Consider the following 14787-nt stretch of genomic DNA (forward strand, 5'->3'; position numbering starts at 1 on the left):
TTTCGGGGAGCTTTTACGCCAATATTCTCCTAAAATAACCTGAAAAAAAGTAATACCATGATAGATACAACCATGACTTTTAGGTTATTTCTTATCCCGAACTTTGCAGCAAATCAATAAGTTACAATATGGAGATTATAACATTTGAGTCAAAAGCCTATAAGGAACTTGACAACAAGATTACCGCCATAGCAGACTACATCTTCAATCACTTGGACGAAAACAAGACCGATGAAGATGAAATTTGGGTGGATAGTTACGAAGTCTGCACGTTCCTGAAAATCAGTGACCGTACTTTACAACGCCTAAGGGCGGCAGGAATGATTTCTTACTCCGACATCAAGGGGCATTACTTTTACAAGATTAAAGAAATAAAGCGAATGTTGGAAGAACGCCTGATTAAGCGTGATAAGGAGTGTATAAATGAACTGATAACCAATCATCAGAAATATGTTAAGGAAAGAAGAAATTCTAAGCAGAACAAATAACGGTCTGCTTGTTTTCAAACATTACTTACCCGGTGACTGGCGTATTGGCAGGCACTTTCTTAATCCTTTTTATCAGGATAAGAAAGCATCCTGTAATATCTACTTCGACCGCCATAGCGGTATGTACAAGATGAAAGACTTCGGTAACGACAATTATAGCGGCGATTGTTTCTTCTTCGTGGGGCAGTTAAAGGGGCTGGACTGTAATCGGGCGGCTGACTTCGTAGGGATACTGGAAATCATCGACCGGGATTTGGGCTTGGGGCTGGCTTCCGGCACTCCGGTTTCCCTTCCCCCGGCAACCGTCCGCCGGGCAGTGCCGGACAAAACCGAAGAAACACCCGAAAAGTCTGTCAAGCCCTACCAGTTCCGGGAACAAAAATTCCCGCTTGTCGAGTTGGAATACTGGCGGCAATATGGCATCACGCCCGAACTGCTGGAACGTTACAAGGTCTGTTCGCTCCGGGAATACAACAGCGAAACGGCAGAGGGGAAACCGTACATCTACACTTCATCGGTGGCAGAACCCATGTACGGCTACAAAGGCAAACAATATATCAAGTTGTACCGCCCGTTCTCCACACCCCGCTTCCTCTATGGTGGCAGCTTCGGCGAAAACTATTGTTTTGGGCTGGAGCAACTGCCCGCCAAAGGTGACACACTCTTTATCACGGGCGGCGAAAAAGATGTGCTTTCGCTGGTGGCACACGGTTTTAATGCTATCTGCTTCAATAGCGAAACGGTGACTATCCCGCCTACGCTGGTTTATCGGCTAACATTCCGTTTCAAACACATCATCCTACTTTTCGATATGGATAAAACGGGCAAGGAAAGTTCACGCAAGCAGGAAAAGCTATTGGAAGAATTTGGCGTGAAACGTCTGTTGCTACCGCTTCCGGGAACGAAAGAGGAAAAGGACATATCCGACTACTTCAAAGCCGGGAATACCCGTGAAGATTTCCTGACACTGTTTATCGAATTTTTAGACAACCTGTATAGCGACACATTGATTATGCTAAAATCATGCGAGATAGATTTCAACAACCCGCCTGCCAAAGCGCAAGAAATTATTTCAGCGGGTGACGTTCCGTTAGGAACACAAGGCAACCTGTTCGGCATCACCGGGGGCGAGGGAACGGGAAAGAGCAATTATGTAGCCGCAATCGTGGCAGGGTGTATCTGCCCGGCTGGTGCGGAAGTAGATACGCTGGGCGTACAGATAACCGCCAACGGCAGGCACAAGGCGGTTTTGCTCTATGATACCGAACAGTCGGAAGTGCAACTGTTCAAGAATGTAAGCAACCTGCTGGCACGTGCTAAACAGCCGGACAAACCCGATGAACTGAAAGCATTTTGTCTTACAGGTATGTCACGTAAAGAACGCTTGAACGCCATTGTGCAGAGCATGGATAAGTTCTATTACCAGTATGGCGGCATTCAGTTGGTCGTCATTGACGGCATCGCAGACCTTGTAAAGAGTGCCAACGATGAAGCGGAAAGCGTGGCGGTGATAGATGAACTTTATCGGTTGGCGGGCATCTACAACACCTGTATTCTTTGTGTGCTGCACTTCGTTCCGAACGGCTTGAAGCTGCGGGGACATTTGGGTAGTGAGTTGCAGCGCAAGGCGGCTACAATCCTTTCGATAGAGAAAGACGATGAACCCGCCCAGTCAGTCGTAAAAGCCCTGAAAGTAAGGGACGGAAGCCCGCTGGATGTTCCTCTGATGCTCTTTGCATGGGACAAAAAAGCCGGGATGCACGTGTACAAGGGTGAGAAACCCCGTGAGGAAAAAGAGAAGCGCAAGGAAAGGGAGCTGGTAGGCGTTGCCCGTGACATTTTCGGGCGACAGACACATATCACTTATATAGACCTTTGCGAACAGTTGCAGCAGGTCTTGGATGTTAAGGAGCGCACCGCAAAGAGTTATATCCGCTTTATGCGTGAACGGGAGATTATCATTAAAGACCCGGTGAACAAAAGCTATTTTATGATAGGTCTTATTTAATCCGATAGCCTTATGTATATAGATAAAGAAAACTTCGTGGCTTGGATGGAGCGTATCATGGATAGGCTCGATATGCAGGACAAAAAGATAGACCGTCTTTTAAGCGGTTACAATTACCTAAACGGTGAAAAACTCCTTGACAATCAGGATTTGTGCTTTATGCTGAAAGTGAGTACCAAAACCTTGCAACGTTACCGGAAGAAAGGAATACTACCTTACTTGACGTTAGACGGAAAATATTTCTACCGTGCAAGCGACATACACAAGTTAATCCGTGAACGCATGGATTGAGTGATAATCAATATCATATATTTTCATCTTGAATCCTGTCTTGTTATGATAATAAGGCAGGATTTCTATTATTTGCAAGGTTATTCCAGCGTTTTTCGCTACTTTTGCAAAAGTAACATAAGAGAATAACGGCGGTTGAACAGTTTCGGCTGTAATATCGTCTTTATATATAACATATTCGTTCGCCGAATATCTCAAAGTAGAAAACTGGCACTTTTCAAAAAATGACGAGATTTTCAGCGCAATGTCTATGCTATGCTTTGTCATAGCGTGGGCTTGCCTGTTTCGTCATTTAGGGTATGCCAGTACCTCTACTTTGGAGCAGTGTAAGTTCACGCTTCTTTTTGGGATGCTGGCGGACAGTTGAATATAGATTAGTAAACTGTTTAATACCCGATAGGATGAAACAAATTAAAGCGCATATCGCCGTATCTCTTGACGGACATACAGCAACTTTAGACAAAGAACTGGACTGGTTGCCCAATGAAGTAAAAGCTATCATCGGCAAATACTATTTGGATGCAGATTGCCTGCTTATGGGGGCGAACACCTACAACTATATCTTTGAACACTGGGGCGGGTGGCCGCACAAAAGCAAACGGTCTTTTGTGGTGTCACACTACGATACCAACGTAACACCGGATTGCGACGTGAAGTTCCTGACCGAAGAACCGCTGCAAAGGATTTATGAACTGAAACAGGAAACCGACATACTGGTGGTGGGTGGCGGCAAGCTACTTACTTCATTGATTAAAGCCGGATTGCTGGACAGCCTGACAATATACACCGTCCCGGTCATAGCGGGCAAAGGCATCGGCTTTATCGGGGAAACATTCGGCTCGCTGTGGAAACTCTCGGAAAGCAGGGTGCTGGATAACGGGGTGGTCTGTTCGACCTACCTGTTTGGCGGAAGCGTATAAAAAATGCGCCCGGTTCCCGCCGGGCGCAACCACTAAAATTTCAATTATTATAAGTTGTAAAAACCTATCACAATGAAATTCCAGCGGCAAAGATAGGTTATTTCTTCGGTTTCGCTTGCTTTTCGGGGAATGAAAAACCGACATTGAACTGTTCGTCCAGCACAAGCGAAGCATCGAATGCCTTATCGTTCTTGCCCTTGAAGCCCTTGATTAGCCCGGTTTTGCGTTTCGTCACCAGCTCGACAATCTGCTTGTCGGAAAGCTGCTTGTCGCACTTGTTGCGGAATATGGTAAGTGTGCAGTCCACGTTGGAACACTTTGCCACTTTCGGGTAGAACAGGATGCGCCCGCTGCCGCATTTGGGGCAGGAACAAGTTTCGCCATTGGCGATAGACAACTGCACCGATAGCAGTTCCGCCGTGATTTGGGCGGCGTACACCTCGATACCCTTTCGGAACGTATCGGCATCCATGCTTCCCGCTTCTATCTTGGCAAGGGCGGTTTCCCACATACCCGTCATTTCGACATCGGCAATCTTCTTGTCCCTGACTATCTTGTAAACGGCAAGCCCCTTGTCGGTAGGCACAAGGTTCTTCTTCTCACGCACGATGTACTGGCGGGCGAACAGCGTTTCGATAATCGCCGCACGGGTGGCGGGCGTGCCTATCCCGGCATCTTTCAGGCTGGCTTTCAGTTCGGCATCTTCCAGTTCCTTTCCGGCGTTCTCCATTGCGGCAAGCAGGCTGCTTTCCGTGTGCAGCGGTTTCGGCTTGGTCTGCTTCTCCAACAGTTCCACGTTGGAAATCGGCAGGCTTTCGCCCTCTTGAAGCGGCGGCAGGCTGGCGGCTTCTTCATCCCCGCCTGTTTCCTGCTCGCCAAACACGGCACGCCACCCGGCTTCTTTCATCACAGACCCTTTCACTGTGAAGTCGGTATCTCCAGCCGACAATATGGCGGTGGTAACGTCTTTCACGCACTTGCCCGAAAAGGCTTCCAGCATACGCCCGGCTACCAGCTCGTAAACCGCCCGCTCGTCTTTGGAAAGTTCGCCGGGCAGGTTCTCGGTAATGATTAAGGCGTGGTGGTCGGTCACTTTGCCGTCATTCACGCTGTGGCGGTTCAGGGGTGTGCCGTCCAGCCCGGCGGCATACCCGGCAAAGCGGGGGTATTGCCCTAACAGGGCGACACGCTCCGGCATTTCATCGAAAACGTCCTCCGGGATATAGCGGCTTCCGGTTCTCGGATAGGACATCACTTTCTTTTCATACAGGCTTTGCGCTATGGAAAGCGTCTTGTCAGCCGAAAAATTCAGCTTCGTGTTCGCTTCCTTTTGCAGCGTGGTAAGGTCGTACAAAAGCGGCGGTTCTTGGCTGGCTTCTTTCCTCTCTACGGATTTCACGGAAAGCTGCCCTGCATTCTTAACCCGTTGCAGGGCGGCTATGGCTTCGGGCTGCTGTTCCCACTTGGCGGTCGATTGGGCGGTGAAACTTATTTCCCCGCTGGCGGTATGGGCTTTGAGTTGCCAAAACTTGGCGGGTACGAAATTCTTGTTCTCCAAATAGCGGCTGCATATCATCACGAGCGTGGGTGTCTGCACCCTGCCCAGCGAGAACACCCCCTGCCCGGCGGCTACGCTCAACGCTTGGGTGGCGTTTATCCCTATCAGCCAGTCCGCTTCGCTGCGGGACTTGGCAGAGAGGTAGAGGTTATCGTAACGCTCTCCCGGCTGCAAGTTATCCAGCCCATCACGGATTGCCTTGTCGGTAAGGCTGCTTATCCACAGGCGCACGAAAGGCTTCCGGCAGTTCAGGTAATGGAAGATATAGCGGAAGATTAGCTCACCCTCACGCCCGGCATCGGTGGCGACAATAATCCGGTCGCACTGGTCGAACACTTCCTTTATCACTTTCAACTGTTTCAGCACGCCGGGGTCTGCCTTATAACCTTTCTCCGCTTTCACCTGACGGGGGATTAATTGGAAATCGGGCGGCAGTATGGGCAGGCTCTCCCTGCGAAAGTTCGCCACGCCATAGGCTTCCGGCATGGCAAGCTGGATTAAGTGGCCGAACGCCCATGTCACCATATACCCGTTGCCGGAAAGATAACCGTCATTACGCTGGGTCGCACCGATGATGCGGGCGATGTCCTTTGCCACGCTGGGCTTTTCTGCTATCAATGCAATCATGTTGTTTCTTTTTTATGGTTTGTTACAGACTTGATTTCCCGTAAAATTTTACGGTCATAATAAATATGGTAGCCGCCCACGTAATACTGGCGGTTGTGCTTGTCTATTTCTTTCCAGTCGGTTTTTAAAGAAAGGACTATGAAGAAAATCAAGACGACAAGCGGAATAGCTATAATATAGATTAGCTGCATACCTTTATAATTTCATGCCTTTGGACTTCTTGGGTTTGTCCGCTTTCAGGCTTTTGTCCTGCGCTTTGTCTTGTTTCTCTTTCTGCTTGGCGGTGGGCTTGTCCTGACCCTGTTTCAGCGGCTCTTTGCCCTGTTTGGTGGCTTCGTTGGTCTTGCCCTCCGAATTGACCGCTACCTGCGTCCGGCTCTCGGCGGCGGGGGTAACATCTTTCGGCTGTACCTTGTCGGGGGATTTGCCCTGTGCGCCGGGCTGCACATGACCGTTGAACTCAACGCCCTTGCCGTCCTTTATCCCGGCTACCTGCTGTTCTCCGGGCTGCTGTCCCTGCTGCAAGAACTGGACGGCGGCACGGGGCAGGAACTCCAAGCCACGCTCTACCGCACTGACCTGCAAATAGGCACTGCGCTTCGTGCCGTCCCTGAATTGCAGGTTTTCCATTTTCACCGCTTGCCCGGCTTCAAAGGCGGCTTTCTGCTCCGGGCTGACTTTCACGCCGCAAATGGTGTCGGGGCATTTCCACTTGTCAGCCCGCATATACTCCAGTTCGTGCGTGTACCTGTCCCGGCTGACGAACACGGGGATTTGCCCGCCGCTTTTCGGGTCTTTGATTTCAGCGATGCCGCCCAAGTTGCCAGTGCCTTGCAAGTTGCCCTGTTCCTGCTTGGTGAACCCGTGTTCGTGGAACGGGCGTTGCAACAGCTTCTCGTCCTGCTGCACGCCGTGCAGCTTGGGTACTACCGTGCCGTCCTTTGCCTGATAGAAAGAGAGCTTGACATCGGTAGGTTTGAGGTAGAAACCGCCCACCGTCCCCGAAACGGTGTAGGTGTTGCGGGACTTGTAGCCACGCATCACCCGGTCGAAATCCTTCGTGTTTTTCAGGGTGTCGGCGATGATGCCGACTTTTTTCAGGTTCTCCCAGTCAATTTTTGACGGGTCGAAGCGGTAGCCCTGCTTGAACTCGTGGAAGTCAGGCTTCGGAACTCTTAACATTTCAACCCGCTTGTCGCCCTCCGGCGTAGGGTTGCGGTGGTTGTTCTCGATTGCCTTTGCGTCCTGCTCCGCTTGGGAAGCCTTTACGCTGAACAGTTCCAGCCCGGAAGTGTCCTGAAACTTGCGGAAGAAATTGGAAATGAAGTTGCTGAACACATCGCTGTTCTTGTCCACCTGCATGAACTCGCCGCCGTGTCCGGTGGTGGGTGGCACGGTCTGTAAATTGCCGTCCCTGTCGATACCCTTAACGGCACTCACCTTTCCCTGCTGTTTATCCAAGACCAGCAGCACGTCTTTTTCCTGCCCCTCTGCGGGCGGGGTCATTCTGTTTGCCATAAATAATTGAAATTTAGCGGTTACGGGAATAGTCCCGCCCAAAGGTAACGACTAAATATGCTATATTTGGACGAGTAAAAAGGGCTGTCCGAATTTGTCCTGCGATGTCCCGATTTGTCCGGGTGGATGAAATTCCGCAACCATTGGTTGCAGAATTGAAAAGGGCATAAAAAAAGAGAGCGAAGTTAATCACTCTCTTTGGGTGAGCCATTTGTGAGCCATTTAATTATAAGTTTTACGCCTTATAATCAATAGCTTATCAAGGTTTACATTATACTTGCGATACGTTAGTGAGCCATTTAGGTACATAATAAGTTCCTTTTCCCACTTTGCCCTGCATTTCCAACCAACCATTCATTTGCTGGAGTATGCGGGATGCTGTTGGCTTGCTTACCCCCAAAATATTCTGTACGTCCGAGTTCGTGACACGTCCGTTCTTGGCTGCATACTCGACAACTGAAATATACCTTTCATCCACCCGCTGCGCCAATAGCTGCGAACGTATATCGGTATAATAGGTAATCATCAGACCGCTTAACATTTCAAGTTTGGGCGGCAACAACTTGTATGCGCTGACAGCTTCCAAGATACGCTTGTAGCCACGTCCCCAGCTTTCAATATCCCCGCTTCTGAAAAAGGCGTTGGCGATTAACGGATTATAAGGAGAAGACGGGTGGCTTTCAAAAAGTTTTTCAGTCGTCCAGCTTTCCGGCAACTGCCCGGTGTTCCAAAAGGTGATATGGTCGGGGAACACGCTAATCTGAATGGGTACGGCACTGGCATAGTCTTTATGTGCCACACAATTCATCAGTGATTCCCTGATAGCTTCCACCGGGAACTGCGGTGTTTCACGCCGGGAAATGCCCTCGTATGAAATGCGGTAAATCAGGTATTTGGTCTTTATCAAATCCATTGCCTTATCCACCTGCTCCATTAAAGAGCCGTGAACCTCGTCCTGAAACTCCAAGTTACCCTTATCATCCCGGAAGAAACCTATCTTGATATAAGCCCCTGTTACAAAGCGTTCCGGGTCGGGGTGGAACAACAGCAAGGCGGCACGGGTCGGGCGGTTGGTTTGGGTGTCAATCAGCCGCAAATCGTGTAACAGGTTTTCGGTAGTATCTTTCAACACATCTTCGTCCACACGCCCGCTTCTCGCCGCTTCCTTGCGGAAACGTTCTAATGCGCTGGGGGAAAGTTCCTCTATGCCTGCCCACTCTATGGGAAACTCGTCCCAATGCCTGCCAGTACGTTGCAGGATAAAACGGTTCAACGCAGCACCTTTCAACTCCTGTTTCGTGCTGCCGCTGCGATAGTGGTACTGACCTTTGTAATTGATAGGATTGGAATAAGGCGGTACGTCAATCTCGATATATTTCAGCCCGTTTTCTTCCAGCAGGTTCACGTCCACGATGATACCCAGCACGTCACGCACTTTGTTCGGTATATCCTCCAGCAGTTTGTCGGCATCGGCAACGCCGACTACCTTACCGTTGTCATTCATACCTATATATATCTTGCCGCCTGTGGCGTTGGCAAAGCCGCATATCCATTTCAGATACTCGTCACGCCAGCTTTCTTTCCATTCCGTATTTTGGTTTTCATTCATAATCATTTCTTTGTCTGCAAAATTAGTAAAAATACTGTCTGTCAGGAAAGAATATCGGTTATTCTTCCTCTTTAATTAAATGGCATAGTTTCGGGTCGTTCTTAATCCGGATTATCTCGTCCTCGACAATCTGCCGGACTTCCTGACGGATGCGGTCATAGTTGGCTTGTATCTCCTCCTGCATCCGGTCGTTGCCGTCCTTGTCGGTGAAGTCGATTATCTGCGGCAACTTCACGTAACGGGCGGTTTCCCGCTTCACCTTTTCATTGTCCACCACGATTTCGCAGTGGAAAATCTTCTGTTCTATCCGTTCATCGAAGTTGTCCGCCACAGCACCCACGAACATACCTTGCGTGAGGTTGGATATTTTGCTGGCGGGTATCAGGCTGTCCATTTGGGTGCTTATCGAGGTGGATTTTTCCCGTTGGTTTATCGTCATGCTCTGCCGTTTCTGCAACATCTTACCGAAACGCTCGGAAAGGATTTTCGCCGTTTCACCGACTACCTGACCGCTGAACACGTTACCCACTGTATTTTGTATCACTCGGCTTTCCTTGTCCCCGTAGTCACGGGTAAGCTGGCTGTAATCCTGAAAACCCAATAGAACCGCAACCTTGTTGCTTCGGGCGGTGGCAATCAAATTGTCAAGCCCACGAAAATATATAGTCGGTAATTCATCTATTATCACCGAACTTTTAAGCTGACCTTTCTTGTTTATCAGCTTCACTATTCTACTGTTATATAATCCCAGTGCCGCCGAATAGATGTTCTGACGGTCGGGATTGTTGCCGACAACCAAAATTTTAGGCTCTTTCGGATTGTTGATGTCGAGTGAAAAATCATCGCCCGTCATTACCCAGTAAAGGGCGGGTGAAATCATCCTTGAAAGCGGGATTTTCGCACTGGCAATCTGCCCCTGCAACTGTTCTTGGGCATCTGATTCCCAAGCATCTACGAACGGGGAAAGGTAGTTTTCCAGTTCAGGATAGCTGCGCAAAATGGTGAACACATCGGCGTATTTCTTATTTAGCAGTTCAATGGCGTGGGGGAACGTACAATACTTACCGTCCTGATAGATACGGAGATACCAAATTATAGCCGCCAAAAGAATAATCGGGCTTTCCACGAAGAAGTCGCCCTGCTTGCTTATCCAAGAGCGATTAAGGTTAAGCATTATCGTGTAGCTCGCTTCATAGGCATCCGCAATGTCCGACATGAAGCTGGCATTTATCGGGTTACATCGGTGGCTCTTGCGGGGGTCGTCAAAGTTGATAACGTAAAACTTAGGCTTTACCTTGTAGCCGTCCAAGTGGTTAAGTAAATGATTGTAAGCAATTTCCGACAAATCAGGAAACTTATAATCATAGCAGTAAAGCGCAAAACCTTTCTCGATTTGCTGTTTTATGTAACTGTTTACCACTGCATACGACTTACCACTACCCGGTGTTCCCAGTACAAGGCTGGCACGGAACGGGTTCACGACATTTATCCAGCCATTATTCCATTTCTTTTTATAGTAGAACCGTGTCGGCAGATTTACGGAATACTCGTTCTCGATAAGCCTTGTTTCCTGCTGGAAACTTTCATTTTCCATGTTAAAGACATCATCCATGAGGTTGTTCTTCAACAACCGGGACATCCATGTACCCGCCATGAGCATACAGATATAGCCCGCCGACAGCGTGGCAATATAAAACACGGCATCCGCCGTATGTGGTAGCGGAAGTTCAAGCAGCCACCAGTTCAGAAAGAACAAAGTTACTCCCGCCGCAAGGCTGCAATGTATCTTCGTCCACGTTATCTTTTCCTCTTTCACGCCCTTAGTGCCGATGCACGACAGGGCGAGGAACACCACCGCAAAAAGTTTCGTCCAAAGGGCGGACGAGAACAGCCCGGTGGTGCGCTGGAAGTTCCACAGTATCTTGTCTATCACCTCAAACGTCACTCCCCATTCTTTTAGGGTGGAGTAACAGAACCAGTACACGTTTATTCCCACGAATAGAATACTGATAGCCCGCATAAAGTCCATGACCCGTGCAAGCCCTCTCAAATCATCTTCCTGTTGCATGATTGTAATGTTTTTTAGTTAGTCGATGCGCCTTGTGCGCTTCTTTTTCTTCTTTCTCTTTTGGCGGGCGGTGTCTTGCGGCTCGTCACCGCCTGATGCACCGCCGCCCAGCAAACCGCCGAAAGCTCCCAGCACGGAAGCCACACCTGGAACGATGTCGGCTTTCGGCGTGAAGCCCGGCTGTTCCTGATGCGGGGATTGGTCTTGCTGCGGTGCTGACACTTCGGGCTGGTGCATCTTTCCGGTTTCGCCCGAAAAACGTTCGTTGAACACGTTCGCCGAATATTCCTTGCCCAAGCGTGAACCGTTCAGCACCACCCGGCTGTCGTGGTCGATGAACGTAACGCCATAGATGCGCCCGCTGTCGTTCTGACGGAATATCATGTCAATGCCCTGCTTCCTTAGCTGTTGTTCCAGTTCCTTGCAGCTACGGGCGGTCTGCATGGCAATGGCTACAATCTTCCGGGTGCGCTCTTTCAGTTTTCCGTTCTTGATTGCTTCGCCCGATTTCTCCATTCTGCGCTGCACTGCTTCATAGCCCACCGACTTGCCGATGCGGGAAGCCTTTATCGGGTTGCCCACCTTTTCGCCCTTGTCGTTCATGCCGGAATAGACAATGCCTTGATAGGGGTTGCCGTTCACTTCACCTTTGACTTCCTCGACGCACACGTTGTAAGCGGCAAGTAAAGCCTTGTACTCTCCGAACGACTGGAAGCGGTAGCCGTAGCAAGCCGCTTTCACGGTATTGCCGATTTGGTGCTTCACGTCCCCGGCGGCATAGTCCACCTTTTTCAGTTCCGGGCGTTCGGCACGTTCCTTTCGCTCTGCCGGGCGCAGCCCGTATTTCTTTTCCAGTTCACGGGTGATTTGCTTGCTGCGCCGATGCTCGAACTTGTCATTCAGCGGCTTGCCGTTCTCGTCCACCCGCAAACCCACGATGTGGATATGGTGGCGGTCGATGTCGGTATGCTTGTACACCAGATAAGGCTGGTCGCCATAGCCCAACTTCCGCATATACTCTTTGGCAATGTCGGAAAGCTGCTGGTCTGTCAGCACGTCTTCCGGGTGCGGGTTTATGGAAATATGAAGTATCGGCTTCTTGGTAGAAAGTTGGACGGGCATCTGCATTTCAAAGCTGCGCATACACTCGCCGATAGAGAAATTCCCGTCCTCGCCCAACAGCATCCGGTTGGAGAAAAGCACCTTTGCTTCCTCGCTGTCCACCTTGTTTTGGTTGTACGCCAGTGCGCCGAACATATTGCCGCCCGTGCTTATTTTGGCAACCATAGTTCCTTGCATTCATTGGTTAATGCAATAACTTGGCGGTTCAGTGCCGCCAGTTCGGTGGTCGCTTTCTCCAATTTATAGAGAAAAGCCAGTGCCTTTTTCTCGGAAAAGTTACTGTGCAACGCCTTTACAACTTGATTGTAATTGACCGCTACCGCTCTGAATTGTGCATAAAATTCGGTCAGCCGGGCGCAATATTCTACTGCCGATTTGTCCACTTTCACCACCCGGAACGGCTCGCCGAACAACCGTGCGGCGATGAAACGGGACTTGCTAGTAACGCCCGACTGCTCCCACTGCGAGAGGAAGCGGGCGTTCTCCCGGTCGTTCAGGTAGAGGACATGGCGATGCTTCGCCGGGTCTGCGAGGGCGGGGCGACCGCCCTTGTTGGTTCTTCTTGTTTCCATGCTTCTTTGGATTAAAAAATTACGACTTCGGAGTGATTTTTACCCCCACAAGGGGCAAGGCGTTTTCAGGCACGGAAAACGGTTCTATGTGCCATAGAACACACCTTGCTATTTTCTGACGAAAATCGAAATCCGTCACGGACGGATTGGGGTTAGCGTGAAACGGTAAGCCCGATTATGCACCAGCCTGATTTTACACCCCTGCCCCCTGCGGTTCGTTACTCCGCTGCAAAGTAACGGTGATTTATAATGCTGTAAAATAGGCGGTTGGTGGACAAATCGGGACAGCGCAGGACAAATCGGGACAAGGTTTTCAGGGGATGTTTTTTCTCCCTTTTTTTGCATCGGATTTCAAGATTGAAAGCAAGATTGAAAGAAATATTCCAATCAGGAAAGAATGATTGAAAGCAATAAACAAATCTATCAACCAATAATGAACGAAAGCAATATGGAAAACGAGAAAACACCCCTTTATGTCGCCTTTTCCACACAAAAGGGCGGGGTCGGCAAAACCACCTTTACCGTGCTGGCGGCGAGTTACCTCTACTACCTCAAAGGCTACGATGTGGCGGTGGTCGATTGCGACTACCCCCAGCACTCCATTGCCGGGATGCGCAAGCGGGATGCCGAGCAGGTCGGGGCGGATGAAGATTACAAGCGAATGGCGTATGAACAGTTCACCCGGCTGGGGAAGAAAGCCTACCCGGTATTGTGCAGTTCGCCCGAAAAGGCGATTGCAACGGCTGACGAATATGTAGCCGCCGGACACGTGCCGGATATTGTCTTTTTCGACCTGCCCGGCACGGTGAACAGCGAGGGCGTGATAAACTCCCTTGCGGGCATGGACTACATCTTCACCCCCATTTCAGCCGACAAGGTGGTGCTGGAAAGCAGCCTGTCGTTCGCAATGGCTATTCAAAAACTACTGGTGAGGAATGAAGCCTGCCGACTTGCCGGGCTGTACCTCTTTTGGAACATGGTGGACGGGCGGGAAAAAACAGACCTCTACACCGCCTATGACAAGACCATTAAGGAATTGGAACTGCCGCTGATGAAAACCTTTATCCCCGATACCAAACGCTACAAAAAGGAACTGGTGGCGGATAAAAAAGCGGTGTTCCGCTCCACGCTCTTTCCCGCCAGCCGCCCGCTGGTGAGGGGAAGCAACTTGGAAGAACTGATAACCGAAATAGTGTACTACATCAAATTACAATGATATGGCAAAGCAAAGCGGCGGGATGCCGAAGATAGACGAGGATTTCATGAAAGAACTTATCTCGCAGGGCGTACCCGCCAAGCGGGAGAGTCAGCCGGATGATGCACCGCAGCCCGGCGGCGAAACGGAAACCGCTCACGAAGGACGGCAGACTGAAACGGTGCGGGTGGAGAAACCGACACCCCGCAAGCGTAAGGGTGGCACGGGTGACTACCGGGAAACCTACTTTCAGAAAGTGGAACTGACCGACAGACAGCCTTTGTACGTGAGCCGCACGACACACGAGAAGCTGATGCGTATCGTGACGGTGATAGGCGGGCGCAAGGTGACGGTAAGCAGCTACGTGGAAAACATTCTGCTGCACCACTTCGAGCAGTACCAAGACGAGATAAACACCCTGTATGAAAGCCACTTCCAAAAACCTGTATAGCTATGGTGGTCTATTGCATACTTACCGGGCTTTTGGTGTACTATATCGCCCTATGGCTGTGGTATCGTTACACGGACAGCCGGACATCACCGGGCAAAACGGATGATGCGCTACTTCCACGAAACGGGGTTTCAGGCTACACGCTGATAGGTGAAAGCCGATACAAAGGTGGACTAATCGGGACAGCGCAGGACAAATCTGGACACCTCCCGCAAGCGGCTGAAAATGATACTATTTTTGCGCCGCAGGCTGACGGACTGCCGGAAGAAACACCCGGTTACGAGAATGACGAACCCGACTACGAGGAGGTTGTGTAAAAAGTAAGCATCAAGTGTTCTTTGACATATTGTATTAAAAAGG

Annotated in this window: 13 protein-coding genes and 1 pseudogene; 7 read left to right on the forward strand and 7 right to left on the reverse strand. The window is 50.0% G+C overall.

Translation table 11 applies throughout. From position 1 onward, the window contains the following. Nucleotides 1-128 precede the first annotated feature (128 nt). From KTG12_RS14145 to KTG12_RS14160, 4 genes are all read left to right on the forward strand, one after another. Nucleotides 129-488: a helix-turn-helix domain-containing protein gene (locus KTG12_RS14145; RefSeq protein ID WP_138273105.1), complete on the forward strand. Its 360-nt coding sequence runs from the start codon at nucleotides 129-131 to the stop codon at nucleotides 486-488. Then, nucleotides 451-2496, forward strand: coding sequence for an AAA family ATPase (locus tag KTG12_RS14150; RefSeq protein WP_138273104.1), 2046 nt, complete (start codon nucleotides 451-453; stop codon nucleotides 2494-2496). The genes KTG12_RS14145 and KTG12_RS14150 overlap by 38 nt, the downstream gene beginning before the upstream one ends. Nucleotides 2497-2508: 12 nt before the next feature. Then, nucleotides 2509-2787, forward strand: a complete 279-nt coding sequence (locus tag KTG12_RS14155) for a helix-turn-helix domain-containing protein (protein ID WP_007653068.1) — start codon at nucleotides 2509-2511, stop codon at nucleotides 2785-2787. Between the two features lie 401 nt (nucleotides 2788-3188). Beyond that, on the forward strand, nucleotides 3189-3707 hold the full coding sequence (locus KTG12_RS14160) for a dihydrofolate reductase family protein (protein WP_138273102.1): 519 nt from the start codon (nucleotides 3189-3191) through the stop codon (nucleotides 3705-3707). 97 nt (nucleotides 3708-3804) lie between these two features. Here KTG12_RS14160 and KTG12_RS14165 read toward each other — a convergent pair whose 3' ends face one another. The 7 genes from KTG12_RS14165 to mobA form a co-directional block, all read right to left on the reverse strand. Further along, nucleotides 3805-5892 carry a type IA DNA topoisomerase gene (locus KTG12_RS14165; protein WP_138273101.1) on the reverse strand — a complete coding sequence of 696 codons (2088 nt, stop codon included), beginning with the start codon at nucleotides 5890-5892 and terminating at the stop codon, nucleotides 3805-3807. Next, the gene (locus KTG12_RS14170; RefSeq protein WP_123486797.1) at nucleotides 5889-6083 is read right to left on the reverse strand and encodes a hypothetical protein; all 195 of its coding nucleotides are present in this window, start codon (nucleotides 6081-6083) and stop codon (nucleotides 5889-5891) included. Before KTG12_RS14170 ends, KTG12_RS14165 begins: the two co-directional genes overlap by 4 nt. 4 nt (nucleotides 6084-6087) lie before the next feature. After that, complete coding sequence (locus KTG12_RS14175) at nucleotides 6088-7410, reverse strand: DUF4099 domain-containing protein (protein ID WP_138273100.1); 1323 nt, start codon at nucleotides 7408-7410, stop codon at nucleotides 6088-6090. 271 nt (nucleotides 7411-7681) lie between these two features. Next, on the reverse strand, nucleotides 7682-9019 hold the full coding sequence (locus KTG12_RS14180; protein ID WP_155144236.1) for an ATP-binding protein: 1338 nt from the start codon (nucleotides 9017-9019) through the stop codon (nucleotides 7682-7684). A gap of 58 nt (nucleotides 9020-9077) precedes the next feature. Continuing rightward, on the reverse strand, nucleotides 9078-11087 hold the full coding sequence (mobC, locus tag KTG12_RS14185) for a conjugal transfer protein MobC (protein WP_216945461.1): 2010 nt from the start codon (nucleotides 11085-11087) through the stop codon (nucleotides 9078-9080). 18 nt (nucleotides 11088-11105) lie between these two features. After that, nucleotides 11106-12374, reverse strand: coding sequence for a conjugal transfer protein MobB (gene mobB / locus KTG12_RS14190; RefSeq protein ID WP_138273097.1), 1269 nt, complete (start codon nucleotides 12372-12374; stop codon nucleotides 11106-11108). Then, on the reverse strand, nucleotides 12359-12781 hold the full coding sequence (mobA, locus tag KTG12_RS14195) for a conjugal transfer protein MobA (RefSeq protein WP_124317538.1): 423 nt from the start codon (nucleotides 12779-12781) through the stop codon (nucleotides 12359-12361). Before mobA ends, mobB begins: the two co-directional genes overlap by 16 nt. A 433-nt stretch (nucleotides 12782-13214) precedes the next feature. On the opposite strand from mobA, the gene KTG12_RS14200 reads away from it, so the two are divergent. From KTG12_RS14200 to KTG12_RS14210, 3 genes and pseudogenes are all read left to right on the forward strand, one after another. Continuing rightward, nucleotides 13215-13997 (forward strand): ParA family protein, encoded by a 783-nt coding sequence (locus KTG12_RS14200; protein ID WP_138273121.1) that lies wholly within the window; start codon nucleotides 13215-13217, stop codon nucleotides 13995-13997. Nucleotide 13998: 1 nt separating this feature from the next. After that, nucleotides 13999-14427, forward strand: a complete 429-nt coding sequence (locus KTG12_RS14205) for a DUF3408 domain-containing protein (RefSeq protein WP_138273096.1) — start codon at nucleotides 13999-14001, stop codon at nucleotides 14425-14427. A gap of 2 nt (nucleotides 14428-14429) precedes the next feature. After that, a pseudogene (locus KTG12_RS14210) lies at nucleotides 14430-14735 on the forward strand (hypothetical protein); the annotation flags it as partial. Between the last annotated feature and the right edge of the window lie 52 nt (nucleotides 14736-14787).

This window comes from Parabacteroides sp. MSK.9.14 (assembly GCF_019041495.1).
In the GTDB taxonomy this organism is placed as follows: Bacteria; Bacteroidota; Bacteroidia; order Bacteroidales; family Tannerellaceae; genus Parabacteroides; species Parabacteroides merdae.

Bases quoted from the DNA above. Each gene is read 5' to 3' on its own strand.
- KTG12_RS14170 (WP_123486797.1), bottom strand. From the start codon at position 6,083: ATGCAGCTAATCTATATTATAGCTATTCCGCTTGTCGTCTTGATTTTC.
- KTG12_RS14205 (WP_138273096.1), top strand. From the start codon at position 13,999: ATGGCAAAGCAAAGCGGCGGGATGCCGAAGATAGACGAGGATTTCATG.
- mobB (WP_138273097.1), bottom strand. From the start codon at position 12,374: ATGGTTGCCAAAATAAGCACGGGCGGCAATATGTTCGGCGCACTGGCG.
- KTG12_RS14150 (WP_138273104.1), top strand. From the start codon at position 451: ATGTTAAGGAAAGAAGAAATTCTAAGCAGAACAAATAACGGTCTGCTT.
- mobC (WP_216945461.1), bottom strand. From the start codon at position 11,087: ATGCAACAGGAAGATGATTTGAGAGGGCTTGCACGGGTCATGGACTTT.
- mobA (WP_124317538.1), bottom strand. From the start codon at position 12,781: ATGGAAACAAGAAGAACCAACAAGGGCGGTCGCCCCGCCCTCGCAGAC.
- KTG12_RS14155 (WP_007653068.1), top strand. From the start codon at position 2,509: ATGTATATAGATAAAGAAAACTTCGTGGCTTGGATGGAGCGTATCATG.
- KTG12_RS14145 (WP_138273105.1), top strand. From the start codon at position 129: ATGGAGATTATAACATTTGAGTCAAAAGCCTATAAGGAACTTGACAAC.
- KTG12_RS14180 (WP_155144236.1), bottom strand. From the start codon at position 9,019: ATGAATGAAAACCAAAATACGGAATGGAAAGAAAGCTGGCGTGACGAG.
- KTG12_RS14165 (WP_138273101.1), bottom strand. From the start codon at position 5,892: ATGATTGCATTGATAGCAGAAAAGCCCAGCGTGGCAAAGGACATCGCC.
- KTG12_RS14160 (WP_138273102.1), top strand. From the start codon at position 3,189: ATGAAACAAATTAAAGCGCATATCGCCGTATCTCTTGACGGACATACA.
- KTG12_RS14175 (WP_138273100.1), bottom strand. From the start codon at position 7,410: ATGGCAAACAGAATGACCCCGCCCGCAGAGGGGCAGGAAAAAGACGTG.
- KTG12_RS14200 (WP_138273121.1), top strand. From the start codon at position 13,215: ATGAACGAAAGCAATATGGAAAACGAGAAAACACCCCTTTATGTCGCC.